Annotated in this window: 10 protein-coding genes; 7 read left to right on the forward strand and 3 right to left on the reverse strand. The window is 67.0% G+C overall.

The window, feature by feature from the left end:
• Window positions 1-3: 3 nt before the first annotated feature.
• Entirely contained in the window at window positions 4-1,230 is a 1,227-nt protein-coding gene (locus ACHMXA_RS25415; protein ID WP_395316795.1) for a M20 family metallopeptidase, read from the forward strand.
• A gap of 27 nt (window positions 1,231-1,257) precedes the next feature.
• Here the strand turns inward: ACHMXA_RS25415 and ACHMXA_RS25420 are convergent, their stop codons facing one another.
• A complete protein-coding gene (locus tag ACHMXA_RS25420) occupies window positions 1,258-3,288 on the reverse strand; it encodes a putative bifunctional diguanylate cyclase/phosphodiesterase (RefSeq protein ID WP_395316796.1) in 2,031 nt (676 codons plus the stop codon).
• Between the two features lie 183 nt (window positions 3,289-3,471).
• Between ACHMXA_RS25420 and ACHMXA_RS25425 the strand changes: the two genes are divergently transcribed.
• Window positions 3,472-5,196: an S-layer protein gene (locus ACHMXA_RS25425; protein ID WP_395316797.1), complete on the forward strand. Its 1,725-nt coding sequence runs from the start codon at window positions 3,472-3,474 to the stop codon at window positions 5,194-5,196.
• A 31-nt stretch (window positions 5,197-5,227) separates the two neighbouring features.
• Here ACHMXA_RS25425 and ACHMXA_RS25430 read toward each other — a convergent pair whose 3' ends face one another.
• A complete protein-coding gene (locus tag ACHMXA_RS25430) occupies window positions 5,228-5,977 on the reverse strand; it encodes a TerC family protein (RefSeq protein ID WP_395316798.1) in 750 nt (249 codons plus the stop codon).
• Window positions 5,978-6,524: 547 nt separating this feature from the next.
• Here ACHMXA_RS25430 and gspD point away from each other — a divergent pair.
• Complete coding sequence (gspD, locus tag ACHMXA_RS25435) at window positions 6,525-9,206, forward strand: type II secretion system secretin GspD (protein WP_395316799.1); 2,682 nt, start codon at window positions 6,525-6,527, stop codon at window positions 9,204-9,206.
• A gap of 29 nt (window positions 9,207-9,235) precedes the next feature.
• Here the strand turns inward: gspD and ACHMXA_RS25440 are convergent, their stop codons facing one another.
• Window positions 9,236-10,018: a winged helix-turn-helix domain-containing protein gene (locus ACHMXA_RS25440; RefSeq protein WP_395316800.1), complete on the reverse strand. Its 783-nt coding sequence runs from the start codon at window positions 10,016-10,018 to the stop codon at window positions 9,236-9,238.
• 346 nt (window positions 10,019-10,364) lie between these two features.
• Here ACHMXA_RS25440 and ACHMXA_RS25445 point away from each other — a divergent pair, with 346 nt between their 5' ends.
• The 4 genes from ACHMXA_RS25445 to ACHMXA_RS25460 all read left to right on the forward strand — a co-directional run bounded on the left by ACHMXA_RS25445 (window position 10,365) and on the right by ACHMXA_RS25460 (window position 15,099).
• The gene (locus tag ACHMXA_RS25445) at window positions 10,365-11,723 is read left to right on the forward strand and encodes a hypothetical protein (protein ID WP_395316801.1); all 1,359 of its coding nucleotides are present in this window, start codon (window positions 10,365-10,367) and stop codon (window positions 11,721-11,723) included.
• Between the two features lie 329 nt (window positions 11,724-12,052).
• Window positions 12,053-13,546 (forward strand): NCS1 family nucleobase:cation symporter-1, encoded by a 1,494-nt coding sequence (locus ACHMXA_RS25450; protein ID WP_176662786.1) that lies wholly within the window; start codon window positions 12,053-12,055, stop codon window positions 13,544-13,546.
• 42 nt (window positions 13,547-13,588) lie between these two features.
• Window positions 13,589-14,326: an aspartate/glutamate racemase family protein gene (locus ACHMXA_RS25455; RefSeq protein WP_395316802.1), complete on the forward strand. Its 738-nt coding sequence runs from the start codon at window positions 13,589-13,591 to the stop codon at window positions 14,324-14,326.
• Between the two features lie 14 nt (window positions 14,327-14,340).
• Window positions 14,341-15,099: a GntR family transcriptional regulator gene (locus ACHMXA_RS25460; RefSeq protein WP_395316803.1), complete on the forward strand. Its 759-nt coding sequence runs from the start codon at window positions 14,341-14,343 to the stop codon at window positions 15,097-15,099.
• Window position 15,100: the final 1 nt, after the last annotated feature.

Here is a 15,100-nt window from a genome sequence, read left to right on the forward strand (position 1 = left end):
GACATGACCGACTACGCAAAGCTCGACGCCTGGATCGACGCCCACTTCGACGAGGAAGTGAAGTTCCTGCAGCAACTGGTGCAGGTGCCCACCGACACCCCGCCGGGCAACAACGCGCCGCACGCCGAACGCACCGCCGAGTTGCTGAACGACTTCGGCCTCACGGCCGAGAAGCATGCCGTGCCCGCACAGGAAGTGAAGGACTACGGCCTCGAGTCCATCACCAACCTGATCGTGCGCCGCAAGTACGGCGACGGCGGCCGCACGGTGGCGCTGAACGCGCACGGCGACGTGGTGCCGCCCGGCGAAGGCTGGACGCACGATCCGTACGGCGGCGAGATCGTCGACGGCAGCCTCTACGGCCGTGCTGCCGCGGTGAGCAAGAGCGACTTCGCCAGCTTCACCTTCGCGCTGCGCGCGCTCGAAGCCGTGGCCAAGCCGGCCAAGGGCAGCATCGAGCTGCACTTCACCTACGACGAGGAATTCGGCGGGATCCTGGGCCCGGGCTGGCTGCTCGAGAAGAGCCTGACCAAGCCCGACCTGATGATCGCGGCCGGCTTCAGCTACGAAGTGGTCACGGCCCACAACGGCTGCCTGCAGATGGAAGTGACGGTGCACGGCAAGATGGCCCACGCCGCCGTGCCGGCCACCGGCATCGACGCGCTGCAGGGCGCAACGAAGATCCTGAACGCGCTGTACGCGCAGAACACGCTCTACAAGCAGGTCACCTCGAAGGTCGAGGGCATCACGCACCCGTACCTCAACGTCGGCCGCATCGAAGGCGGCACCAACACCAACGTGGTTCCGGGCAAGGTGGTGTTCAAGCTCGACCGCCGCATGATCCCCGAGGAGAACCCGGTCGAGGTCGAGGCCAACATCCGCAAGGTGATCGCAGACGCCGCCGCCGAGAGCGAAGGCATCACGGTGGAGATCAAGCGCCTGCTGCTGGCCAACTCGATGAAGCCGCTGGCCGGCAACAAGCCGCTGGTCGATGCGATCCAGAAGCACGGCGGCGAGCTGTTCGGCGAGCCGATCAAGGCCATGGGCACACCGCTGTACACCGACGTGCGCCTGTACGTGGAAGCCGGCATTCCCGGCGTGATCTACGGCGCCGGCCCGCGCACGGTGCTCGAATCGCACGCCAAGCGCAGCGACGAGCGCGTGGTGCTCGAAGACCTGCGCCGCGCCACCAAGGTGATCGCGCGCACGCTCAGCGACCTGCTGGCCTGATCGAACCGGCGGGCTGCTCGGCCCGCCTCAACCCGCCTTGACGGGCACTGGCGCCGAACGCGCCGTCGCCCAGGCCATCACATCAGGCAGCGGCGCGGGCCGCGCCAGGTGATAGCCCTGCACCAGGCCGCAGCCCAGGTTGCGCAACACATCGAGCTCGGCCTGCGTCTCCACGCCCTCGGCCACCACCTGGACTCCGAGCGAATGCCCGAGCTGGACGATGGAGTCCACCAGCACCTCGTTGCCCGGCGAGGACGACAGGTCGAGGATGAAGCTGCGGTCGATCTTGACCTGCCGCACGTACTCGCTGCGCAGCGAAGCCAGCGACGAGAAGCCCACGCCGAAGTCGTCCACCACGATCGCCACGCCCGCGGCCGACAGCGCGCTCAGCCGCCCGCGCGTGGCATGGGTGTCCAGCGCCACCTCCTCCGTGATTTCGATCTGCAGCCGGCGCGGCGCGATGCCGCGCAGCTTCAGCATGCCGAGCACGATGTCGTCCACCGCAAGCTGCGCCATCTCGCGCGGCGAGACGTTGATCGCCACCGGCACGCCCGCCAGGCTCGAGCCCGCCGCCTCCAGCTGGCGCATGCCCCGGCAGACCTCGTCGACCAGGTGCCGCAACAGCGGCTCGGCAACACCGGTGCTCGCGGCGGCGTGGATCACGTCTTCCGGGGCGATCTGGCCGTGGCGCGGGTGGTTCCAGCGCATCAGCGCCTCCAGGCTGTGCACCTCCCGCCCGTCGCTGGTCATGATGGGCTGGTACCACACGCCGATGTCGCGCGTCCCGATGGCCTGGAGCAGGTCGCGCTCCACGTCCCGGCGCGTGGCCAGGCGCTGGTTGAGCGCGTTGTCGAAGACCTGGTAGCGGTTGCGTCCGGTGCGCTTGGCCTCGTGCAGGGCCTCGTCGGCGAAGCTGATCATGTCGGCGAAACCCGCCTCGCCCGAGACGGAGATGCCGATGCTCACGCCAAGGTGGCCGCCGTAGTGCGAGGTGGCGAAAGAAATAGAGCGGATCAGCGCCTGCGCGATCGCCGCGGGCGCCTGCCGTTCGTCGCGCAGGCCGTAGAGCACCGCGAACTCGTCGCCGCCCCAGCGCCCGAGCACTGCCTGCATGTCCTCGGTCTCGCGCTGCAGCCAGGAGGCCACGTCCTGCAGCACGCGGTCGCCGGCCTTGTGGCCGAACGCGTCGTTCACGGCCTTGAAGCCGTCCAGGTCCAGCAGCAGCAGGCCGTGCTGGCGGCCGTCGGGAACCATGAGGTGCAGCGTTGCCGCCTCGGTGAAGCCTTCGCGGTTGAGCAGGCCGGTGAGCGAATCGTGCGATGCGCGGAAGGCCAGCTGCTGCGCCGCGTCCAGCGACTTCGCGTGGGCCATCCGCAGCTGGGTGGCCATGGCGGTGGCTTCGTTGCGGATGCGGCTTCCTTCGCGGAAGGCCCTGTCGCTGTGCAGCGCGCCGCGCATCAGCGCGCCGAGGTACAGCAGCACCATCGCGGCAAGGCTCAGGTTGTCGAAGCCGCCCGCGAAGACGAGGCAACCCGCCACCGACAGCAGCGGCGGCGTGATGAAGCTGATGGGCACCAACGCATAGGCGATGCCGTAGGTGACCGAGCCTGCGCAGATGCCGCACACCACCGTCAGGTAGAACACCGCCTGCGGCGAGGAGTAGCCGTCGCACAGCAGCGGGATGAGCGCCCAGACGCAACCCGACGCCCCGGCCATGGCGGCGGCGGCCCGCAGATGCCATCCGACCGGACGCCCGCTGGCCGAGGTGGCGACGCCGCTTTCGGCCGCGACGCCGGGCCAGGGCGCGAAAGGCCAGCGGCTGATGTAGCTGCGCACGCCGTTCAGCGCGAGCGACAGCAGCAGCCAGATCAGCCCTTCGAAGGCCCGGCCGGCGTGAAGCGCGACCAGCGCCACGGTGCAGCTGAGCACCACGTTGATGGGAATGGCCGCGAGCACGCTGCGGCGCACGGCCACCATCTGGTCGGTGCGCACCATGCGCGACAGCATCTCATCGTCGACGGACGCGGTAAGCGAAGTTGCGGGCGCGCTGGGAATCATGGGAGGGGCACAGTTTATAGAGCGCACACCTTCCCCGGCCCGGCAAGCCAGCCGGCATCTTTCCGATGGGCATGAAAACAACGAACTTTCGTTGCAATTTCATGGAAGCGTCATGGCGCCCCTCCAGACTCGGCGGCTTTCCAGGACACGCGCACTTCAGGTGCGCGTCATTTTTTGACCGCCATGCATACCGCTCCGATCGTTCGCTCGACTCCCCTTCCGTTCCGCCGCTCGCTGTTCTCCACCCTCGCCGTCGGCACGCTCATGCTGGCCGGCTGCGGCGGCGGCAGCGGAAGCTCCGGCGGCCCGGCCTTCCTTCCCGTGGCAACCGGCAACCCGCCCGCCGTCGCGCCCGCGCCCGCGCCCGCTCCTGCACCCGCCGCCGCCGATCCCGGCCCGGCCGCGCCGGCCGGCCGCTGGACCGTGGGCGACCTGCACATCCACACGATGCAGTCGGACGACACGCAGCAGGTCACCACGCTCGACCAGGTACTGTCCAAGGCCTTCGACAAGTTCGGCCTCGACTGGGCCGCGATTTCGGACCACCTGCGCCTGTCCTCGTACGACAACGACGGCAACAAGCTGGCTGCTTCGATACCCTTCTCCGAAGGCATGGCCAAGTACCAGGTGCCGCGCATCAAGGCGCTGCAGGCCAGCGGCAAGTACGCCGACAAGACCATCTTCGCGGCCTTCGAATGGGACATGCCCTCGCACGACCACGGCAACGTCGGCATCCTGACCGACAACCCCATGTCGGACGCCGCGCTCAAGGCAGCGAGCCAGTTCGAATACCTCTTCACCAACCGCGACGCGGCGCTGTTCCCGGCCGCTGACGTCGCCGCATGGGGCCCGAAGGCCGGCACCGGCTACAACACGCACGCCGAGACCATGGCCGCGATCGCCTGGCTCAAGAAGAACTACCCCGACACCAGCTACCTGCAGATCAACCATCCCTCGCGCAACCCCGGCAAGTACACGATCGCCCAGCTGCGCGAGATGAACGACCTGGCGCCGAACATCGTGTTCTCGCTCGAAGGCATGGTCGGCAACCAGATGGAGCCCGACCGCGGCGGCTACAACAGTGCCTATACCGACGCCAACCTGCCCTCGCGCACCTACGGGGGCGTCGACTACCTCGTCGCCAAGCTCGGCGGCACCTGGGACGCGCTGCTCTCCGAAGGCCGCCACATCTGGAACGTGGCCGACTCCGACTACCACTTCACCGTCTCGAAGGGCCAGTACAGCAGCGGCTATGCGCCGGGCGAGTACGCGCAGAACCACCTGTTCGGCGACATCAAGGACCCGAAGTCGCTGCTTGCTGCCATGCGCTCGGGCAAGCTCTTCGCGGTGAACGGCGGCCTGATCGACGCGCTCGACTTCAAGGTGCAAGGCGCCAAGGCTTCCGGCGAGATGGGTTCGGAAGTGGCAGCCAAGGCAGGTGAAGACCTGAAGATCACCATCCGCTTCAGGAGCCCGGAGCGCAACAACTTCGAGTACCAGCTCGGCAGCGGCATCTTCGCCAACGTGAAGCCGGTGGTCGACCACATCGACCTGATAGCAGGCGACGTGACAGGCCCGGAGCTGCCCGGCACGGCGGGCTATTCGCGCGACACCAACCCGTCGACGCGCGTGCTCAAGCGCTTCACGCGCAGCGACTGGAAGCTCGATACCGACGGCTACTTCACGGTGAGCTACACGGTGAAGGCCGGCAACAACCAGTACTTCCGCCTGCGCGGCACCAACCTGGGCACCGACGTGCCCAACGAAACCGCCGGCGGCGAGCCACTGTTCGACGCGCAGACCACGGGCACCGACAACGTGGCCCGCTTCAACGCGATCAATGCGCGCAACTACAGCGACCTGTGGTTCTATTCGAACTCGGTGTTCGTGAAGGTCGCGGCGCAGTAGCCAGGCGACCGAACGCCGCGCGGCCTGCGCTTCAATCGCCAGGCATGCGCGGCGGGTTCAGTTCCACGCGCCGGGCCGCCTTCGTACGCATGCGGATGTTGAGCATCTCCACGATCAGAGAGAACGCCATCGCGAAGTACACATAGCCCTTGGGCACGTGATGGTCGAAGCCCTCGGCCACGAGCACGACGCCCACCACCACCAGGAAAGACAGCGCCAGCATCTTGATGGTCGGATGGGCCGAGACGAAGCGGCCGATGGGGCCTGCGAACAGCATCATCAGCAGCACCGAGGCGACCACCGCTGCGATCATCACGCGCACGTCGTCCACCATGCCCACGGCGGTGATGATCGAGTCGAGCGAGAACACCAGGTCGATGATCATGATCTGCAGGATCACCGAGGCGAAGGTCGCCTTGGCGGCGCTCTGCTTGTGCTCATGCTCGCCTTCGAGCGACTGGTGGACCTCGCTGGTGCTCTTCCAGATGAGGAACAGCCCGCCCAGGATGAGGATCAGGTCGCGCCCCGAAATCTCCTTGCTGAACACGGTGAAGAGCGGCGCCACCAGGCCGACGATCCACGCGAGCACCAGGAGCAGCCCGATGCGCATGAACATGGCCATGAAAAGGCCGATGCGCCGCGCGAACTCCCGCTGGGCCACGGGCAGCTTGTCGACCAGGATCGAGATGAAGATGATGTTGTCGATACCGAGGACCAGTTCCAGCGCGGTCAGGGTGGCGAAGGCGATCCAGACCTGAGGGTCGGTAAGAAGTTCGAGCATGGAACGACGCGGTTGCAGCACGTGCGGCCGGCGGCCGCTGCGGGCGAGCGCATCTTAAGGGCCCTCGCGCGCCAGGCGCCAGCGTCCCCTCGCCTCATGGGCCATTGCGTGCCAGAGGGCTGCAATGGCGGCCAAGGCCGCGAGCGGACCCCGTCGCTGCCGCATCCGCAAAGTTCGTGAAGGCACCTCGCCAGCCATCCCGGCCCGGGCGCCAGCCGATTGCATGCAAAATTGAGGTTCTCAATTTCATTTAGACGGCTAGTGGCAAGAAGGCAAATCAGCGAGCATGCGTGCCCGGAAGCCCCGGACGGCGCATCCATCTTCCGGCATAGCCCCAAGCAGCAACGATGTGGATCGGTGCGGAAACTCAAACCATCGTTGTCGGCCCCTGATGCCGTTTTTGCTCCGCGATTCGAACATGCACGAGGAACCGGCCGGCCATCGGCCCGGAAGGCAGCCGTTCGCTCCAGCCCTCGCCATGCCCGGGCGAAAGAGCCTTGCAGCTGCGAAGTACCCCTGCCACCGCAGGTCTTGCGGGCACTGACGCATGAAGGCATCGCTTCCCGCCGCGCGCGGCGTTCGCGCCGCATGCCTCGGCTTGCTGCTCTGCGGCGCATTGGGGCTGGCCCATGCGCAGAACACCATCAAGGCGGTGTCGGGCTACGTGCAGCATGGAGCCGCGGTCGTCCAGATCGACCTGGCGCAGCCGCTCGATGAGCTGCCGGGCGGATTCGCCATACAGAACCCTGCGCGCATCGCGCTCGACTTTCCCGGCGTCGCCAGCGAAGTCGGCCGCGCAGCCGTCGAGGTGAACCAGGCCAACCTGCGTTCGATCAATGTCGTGCAGGCGGGAGAACGCAGCCGGGTCGTGCTGAACCTGTGGCAACCCGCTTCATACAAGACCGAGATACAGGGCAGTTCGCTCAAGGTCACGCTGCAGTCCGCCAGCGCTGCGGCCGCCCCGACGCCAGCTCGCACGCCCGCCAGCGCCAAGGCAGCACCCGCCGGCGGCGAGCCCATCACGCTGAACTTCTTCAACGCAGACATCGAGGCGGTGGCCCGCACCATGGCAGTGGTCACCGGCCGCGACGTGGCGATCGACCCGCGGGTGAAGGGCACGATGAACCTCGTCACCGAGCGAGCGATCCTGCCGGCCGCGGCCTTCGACCAGTTCGCCCTCGCGCTGCGCCTGCGCGGCTTCGCCCTGGTGGAAGCCGAAGGGCTCTACAAGGTGGTGCCCGAGGCCAGCGCCAAGCTGCAGAGCGGCACCGTCAATACCTCGATCGGCGCCATCCCGTCGAACGCCGGCAACCAGGTCGTCACGCAGATCTTCAGGCTCAACTACGAGTCGCCGAACAACCTGCTGCCGGTGCTGCGCCCGCTGATCGCGCCGAACAACAGCATCAACGTGAACCCGGGCACCAACTCGCTGGTGATCACCGACTACGCCGACAACATGCGCCGGCTCGCGCGCGTCATCGCGTCGCTGGATGTTCCGAACGCGTCCGACGTCGAGATCATCCAACTGCGGTACGCGCTCGCCACCGACATCGTGCCGATGCTGCAGCGGCTGATCGACGGCGGCAGCTCGGGTGCATCGGGCGGGTCGGCCATTTCAGGCATGTCGGGCACGTCGGGGTCGCCGGATGCGGCGCCCATTTCGAGCGCAGCGGACTCGTCGTTCCGCACCACCCTGATGGCCGACCCGCGCAGCAACTCGGTGCTCATGCGGGCTGCCAACCCGGCGCGCATGCAGCTCGTGCGCGCGCTGGTCGACAAACTAGACCGCGCGCCGGCGGACACCGGAAACGGCGCCGCCGGCAACATCTACGTGGTCTACCTGAAGAATGCGGATGCGGTGCGGCTCGCCGTCACGCTGCGTGCCGCGATGGCGGCGAGCCAGCAGAACGCGACCCAGGCCGCAGGCGGCGGCGTTTCCCAGCAAGGCCAGCAGCAAGCCTCGCCGACGGGCCCGAACGGCGGCGGACAGGGCGGCGGCCAGGGCGGCGCTTCGAGCGCGGCCGACGCGCCGCTGAACAACGCGAACCAGCCCTCCACCGGCGGCCAGATCCAGGCCGACCCGTCGACCAATTCGCTGATCATCACCGCCTCCGAGCCGCAATACAGGCAGATGCGCGCGGTGATCGACAGGCTCGACGGCCGGCGCGCGCAGGTGATGATCGAAGCGCTGATCGTCGAAGTGAACGCCAGCAAGGCCGCGAGCTTCGGCGTACAGTGGCAGAGCGCGCTGGGCCGCAACGCGGTCATCGGCACCAATTCCAGCCTCAACAGGAACAACATCCTGGCACTGACGCAGGCGCTGGCCACGCGCAACGCCGCTGGCGTGGCGGGCCAGATCCCGACGGGGCTGAACATCGGCGTCGGAGCCAGGATCGGCGGACAGTACGTGCTGGGCGCCATCGCCAACTTCTTCAGCAGCGACGGCGATGCCAACATCCTCTCCACGCCCAACCTGCTGACGCTGGACAACGAGGAAGCCCGCATCGTTATCGGCCAGAACGTGCCCTTCGTCACGGGCCAGTACGCGAGCGCGGCCGGTTCGGTCGGCGTCAATCCGTTCACCACCGTCGAGCGCAAGGACGTGGGCCTCACGCTGCGGGTGCGCCCGACCATCAACGAGAACGGCACGGTGAAGCTCACCATCTTCCAGGAGGCCTCGACGGTCGACCAGAACACGGTGAACAACCAGAACGGCCCGACCACCAACAAGCGCTCGATCGAGTCGAACGTGCTTGTGGAAGACGGTGGCCTGGTCATGCTCGGCGGCCTGCTGTCCGACACCTACAACAACACCATCGAGAAAGTGCCGCTGGCGGGAGACGTGCCAGTGGTGGGCAATCTGTTCAAGAACGAGAACCGGACGCGCACCAAGAGCAACCTGATGATGTTCCTGCGTCCCGCCGTGATGCGCGATGCAGACTCCGTCGAGTCCTTCTCCTACGGCCGCTACGACGAGATCCGCAGCATGCAGCAGCGCACGCAGCCGGACACCGCCAACCTCATGCTGCGCGCGGTGGATGCGGCGCCGCTGCTGCCCAACGCGCCGCCCATGCGCGCACCGGGCCGAAGCGGCAGCACGCGCATGGAAGGCACCGAGCTCATCCCGCCACCGCGGGCTGCCTCCGATGGCCGCGAACTCGCGCCGAGCCCATTGCGCGGCGCGCTGCCGCCGACGGCCGACCCCGTGAGTGCGCGCGAACTGCCGTAGGACGAACGGAGAGACTGCAGGAGGCTCGCTCAGGAGCGAGACCGGAGTTCGAGCACGTAGCCCTCGCCTCGCACCGTGTGCAGCAGCTTCACGTCGAACGGTGCGTCGACCTTGTTGCGCAGGCGCAGTATGGCCACGTTGATCGCGTTGGTGGCGGGATCGAACTCCGTGCCCCAGACTTCGCGGGCGAGCGTCTCGCGCGACATCACGCGCCCCTGGTTGCGAAGCAGGGCAAGCAACAGCACGAACTCCATCCTGGTCAGCCCGAGGTCCTTGCCGTCGCGGCGGCACGTCGCATCGCGCTCGTTGATTTCCAGGTCGCCCAGCCACAGTATCGGCTGGGGACGTGCAACGCAGTTGCGCGCCAATGCCCTGATGCGCGCCAGCAGTTGGGGCATCGTGAACGGCTTGACCAGATAGTCGCTCGCGCCAAGTTCCAGCCCCGCCAGGCGCAGGGCCACGCTGTCGCGCTCGGTAAGAACGAGCAGAGGGGCATTCGTCTTGCGCCGGATCGATCGCACGGCACTCAGTCCTGCGCTGCCGAGCTGCATGGAGTTCAACAGAACCAGCGAATAGTCCCGTGCAAGCGCAGGGGTTGCTGCCGCATTGTTGCCGCGCGCTATATCGATCATTACCCCTCGCTGCTGCAGCGCTTCATTCATCGAATCGCAAAAGCTGGAGCGATGATCGACGAGCAATATCCGGGTGACATCGATATCTTCGGCCGGCCTCTTAACCGGGCCCGTCGAGACCTCGACGAGTGAACCGCTCGATTCGGGTTCGAGAGAAAGTTGGGAATCCAGCAGCCGCACAGTTTCTCCTTCCAAAGCGCCAAGATGGAGCTACCGCGCCGTTATATGTTTGCTTCAAATCATTGATCTAATTCATTACTTAGGAAGACGATCGGTCTTTTCATCTTCCTGCATGTGGAGCGTTCGTTCCTTTCCTTGTCGAGGTGATCCAGGCTGAGCGCAGCCTGACACGGATCGACCCGAACGGGGAAATATCGTTACTGCATGAAATTCATCCCGGCGCTGTCATCGACTGTTTTCGAGAGCCCGTTAGGTCGTTCCCTGTGCCATTCGTGCACGTCATCGGGAACATCGAATGAGAAAAGCATCTTCTCTCCCCGCCTTTCAACTCGCAGGAGTTCTGGTGGTGAGCCTGACCGCAGGCTGTGTCGTTCAACCACCGGCCCCGGTAGTCCGCACCGTCGTGCAGCCCGCGCACGTAGTCGTCGCCACACCGCCGGTGGTGAGCGTCTATGTCGATCCGCCGCTGTATCAGCCTCGTCCCATCGCGGTGGCATGGGCTCCGCCACCGATGCTCGTGGAAGTGCCGCCGCCCTCGCCATTCGTGGAAGCCGTGTGGACCGGCGGCTATTGGACATGGCACGGCAACTGGGTGTGGGCCGCAGGCCGCTGGTCCGCGCCTCCACAGCCCGGCTATGGATGGGTGCAGCCCTACTACGAGCATCGCGACAACGTGGTGGTCTTCGTCGCCGGCCATTGGTCGCCGCCGGGCGTCGCGTTCGTGCCGCCGCCCCTGGGCCTGAGCCTCGCGGTGTCGGTGGCGGCAGCCGGCGTGGTGGCAGGGATCGCTCCGATCGGGCCTCCTGGCGTGTTCGTTCCCGCGCCTCCCGGTTCGCGGCTCGGCCTGATCGTGCCTGCCCCGATCGGTACGCCGCCGGCGGTGGTCGTGAGTGCGCCGCCGGTCACCAACGTCGGCATGCGCGTGCAGAGCACCACGATCAACAACGTGACGAACAACACGACGGTCAACAACATCACCAACGTCACGAACATCACCAACAACAACCAGACAGTGAAAGTTGTGGCGCCCGCGAGTGCAACGGCGAGCGGGCGGCCATTCGAAGCGGCAGTGCCGGCAAGCGCTCACCTTGCCGCCGCACTGCCGCCCGTCGTGCGTGCGATGGCGCCCGTTCCGGCGAGCGCGAAGCCGGTCGCCGCGCTGCCGGCCGATCGCCAGCCGCCGCCGCCCGCTGCACGGTCGGCGGAAGCTGTCCGCCCTGCGGCTCCCGGCACTCCTGCCGCGCAACAAGCGGCGACTCATCCGCCGTCGCAGGCGCAGCCGCAGCCACTCTTTGCGCCGCAGGCACACCCCGAGCCGCAGGGCCGTCCCGAGGCGCAGGCGCACAGCGAGCCCTCGCCGCATCCTGCACCGCAGTCGCGACCCGAGCCGCTCATGTCCGAAGCGCCCGCCAGAAGGCCCGAGCCCGCGATGGCCTCGGCACCACCGGCGCAGGCTCGCGCCGAGACGCCCCAACGGCCGAAGCCGCCGACCGAAGATCCTCGAATGGCACATCAAGGGCGCCCGGCATTCGCAGCGCACGACGGAGGCGATCAGAAGCTCCAGCGTCCGCCAAGGCCGATGCCAGCAGCGGCAGCTCCCGCGCCCAGACCGCACCCGCCAGCACCCCCGCATGGGCATCCCGAGCATCCCCCGGCTCCGCACGAACATGCCGCTCCGCCGCACAAGAAAGAGCACAGCCAGTAAGGTCGTCACGCGCGCCGCGCCGCCGCATCGGGCAGTACCGACCACGTAGCGGCGCACCTCACGAGTGCATCGCTACGCGGCCTCGCCCCATCCCGAGGCATCCGGACTCCCTGTCTCTCCAGCCCTTCTCTCCCTCGGTCCGCGCATGCCCGGGCGTTGGCGCCGCACCCGGCGCCAACGCGAGAAACCTCAGGGATTACACCGATATATGAGTTCTCGAATGACCTTGATTGCGTTCGTTTTTTGTATACAAATAACGCACCCGATAATCCGGCGCGAAATTTGCGTCAAAACCGGTTCTGATCCACCCACCCGCAAGAGGTAAGACCATGAGCACAGTCGTCAGCCAGGCCCCCACGGGGGCGAGCGAAGCCGGCATTGCGCCGCACGCAGAATCGAACGCCGTCATCAAGCCGGGCTACCACCCGCGGCTGACCAACGAAGACCTCGCTCCGCTGAAGAAGCAGACCTGGGGGCAATACAACATCTTCGCGTTCTGGATGTCCGACGTGCACAGCGTGGGCGGCTACATCACCGCGGGCAGCCTCTTCGCGCTGGGCCTTTCGAGCTGGCAGGTGCTGGTGTCGCTGCTGGTGGGCATCGTGATCGTGCAGATCTTCTGCAACCTCGTGGCCAAGCCCAGCCAGGTGACGGGCGTGCCCTACCCCGTGGTATGCCGCGCGCCCTTCGGCGTGCTGGGCGCGAACATCCCGGCCATCATCCGCGGGCTGATCGCGGTGGCCTGGTACGGCGTGCAGACCTACCTCGCCTCGGCGGCCTTCATGGTGCTGGCGCTGCACATGGCGCCGGGCCTCGCACCGTATGCCGAGGTCACGAAGTACGGCTTCGCGGGCCTCTCCGCCCTGGGCTGGGTCGCGTTCATGGTCATGTGGGTGCTGCAGGCCTTCGTGTTCTGGCACGGCATGGACGCCATCCGCAAGTTCATCGACTGGGCCGGTCCCGCCGTGTACGTGGTCATGGCGATCCTGTGCGGCTGGCTGGTGTGGAAGGCCGGCTGGAGCAGGATCGACCTGAACCTGGGCGGCATCAAGTTCCAGGGCTGGGACGCGCTGCCCGTGATGCTCTCGGCCATTGCGCTGGTGGTGAGCTACTTCAGCGGGCCGATGCTCAACTTCGGCGACTTCTCGCGCTACGGCAAGAGCTTCGAGGCGGTGAAGAAGGGCAACTTCTGGGGCCTGCCGGTGAACTTCGTGTTCTTCTCGCTGCTGACGGTCATCACCACCGCCGCCACGCTGCCGGTGTTCGGCGAGCTCATCACAGACCCTGTGCACACCGTGGGCAAGATCGACAGCACCACCGCAGTCGTGCTGGGCGCGCTGACCTTCATGATCGCCACCATCGGCATCAACATCGTCGCGAACTTCGTCTCGCCCGCGTTCGACTTCTCCAACGTGGCGCCGCAGCACATCAGCTGGCGCACGGGCGGCATGATCGCCGCGGTGGGCTCGGTGTTCCTCACGCCGTGGAACCTCTACAACAGCCCCGAAGTCATTCACTACACGCTCGACGTGCTGGGTTCCTTCATCGGCCCGCTGTTCGGCATCCTCATTGCCGACTACTACATCGTGCGCAAGCAGCGCATCGACGTGGACGCGCTCTACAGCATGAGCCCCAAGGGCGAGTACTGGTACAGCGGCGGCTACAACCCGAAGGCGATCCAGGCGCTGGTGCCGGCGGCCATCGTGCCCATTCTTTGCGTGATGGTGCCGACGCTGCGCGGCGCCGCCAACTACGCGTGGTTCATCGGCATGGGCCTGGGCTTCATCATCTATGCCGTGCTGAACCGCAGCGACAAGACTTGAATCATCGGTTAGTCAGATAGACAGAAAGAAAGGGACCGCGCCGTGCGCATCAAGATCATCAATCCGAACACCACCTGGAGCATGACCGAGAAGATCGGCGCCTGCGCCCGCGCGGTGGCGCAGGCCGGCACCGAGATCGTCGCAGTGAGCCCGGCCATGGGGCCGGTGTCCATCGAGAGCCACTACGACGAGGCGCTGGCCGTTCCGGGCCTGCTGCAGGAGATCGCCGCGGGCGAACGCGACGGCATCGACGGCTACGTGATCGCCTGCTTCGGCGACCCGGGCCTGAAGGCCGCGCGCGAACTGGCACGCGGCCCGGTGGTGGGCATTGCCGAGGCGGCCATGCACCTGGCCAGCATGATCGGCAGCCGCTTCAGCGTGGTGACCACGCTGGGCCGCACCATCGGGCAGGCCTGGCACCTGGCCGAGATCTACGGCATGGAACGCTTCTGCGCCAACGTGCGTGCCTGCGAACTGCCGGTGCTCGAACTGGAGGAGCCCGGCTCGCGCGCCCGGGAGCGCATCGTCGAGGAGTGCCGCCGCGCGCTCGAAGAAGACGGCACCGACTGCATCGTGCTCGGCTGCGCCGGCATGACCGACCTGTGCGAGCACATCGAGGGCGTGCTGGGCGTGCCGGTGATCGACGGCGTGGCCGCCGGCACCAAGCTCATCGAGTCGCTGGTGACGCTGAAGCTGCGCACCAGCAAGCGCGGGGAGCTCGCAAAGCCCCTGCCCAAGCCCATCATTGGCGCACTCGAAGGCTTCACCCTCGCGCGGTAGGCCACAATCCGCGCATGCCCCGCGCCAGTTCCAGATCTTCCGCCTCCCCTGTCGCCGCCGTCGCTCCCGAAGAGAGCGGCGCGGCCGCAGCCGACAAGAACAGCTCCATCGAAAGCATCGCCAACGACATCGCCACCGCGATCGTCGAGAAGCGCCTGCCGCCGGGCACCTGGCTGCGCGAGGAAGCGCTGGGCCGCGTGTATTCGGTGAGCCGCACCAAGGTGCGCGCGGCGCTGCTGATGCTGTCGAAGGACAAGCTCATCGAGATGATTCCCGACAAGGGCGCCTTCGTGAGCCAGCCCTCGGTGGAGGAAGCTCGCGAGGTGTTCGCGGTGCGCCGCATCCTCGAGAGCGAGGTGGTGCGCCTCTTCATCGCCGGCGCACGGCCGCGCGACTACCAGGCGCTGGAGCAGCACATCAAGTTCGAACGCACCGCGCTGCGCCAGAGCACCACCATGGGCACGGTGCGCGAGAAGCTGCTGGGCGATTTCCACGTGACGCTGGCCGAGGCCACGGGCAACCGCACGCTGGCCGAACTGGTGCGCGAACTGGTGGCGCGCAGTTCGCTGATCGCGATGCTCTACCACTCCTCGAACGACCCGCACTGCTCGTCGGACGAGCACGCGGAGTTCCTGCGCCTGTGCCGCAAGGGCGACGTCGAGGCCGCGGTGAAGAGCATGACCGAACACCTGGAGCGCATCGAGGCCAGCCTCGAGCTCGGCACCGAAAAACCCGACCGGCAGCTCGACCTGGTGAAGGCGCTGCTGGCCTGAC

It is taken from the genome of Variovorax sp. UC74_104 (assembly GCF_044055375.1).
In the GTDB taxonomy this organism is placed as follows: domain Bacteria; phylum Pseudomonadota; class Gammaproteobacteria; order Burkholderiales; family Burkholderiaceae_C; genus Variovorax.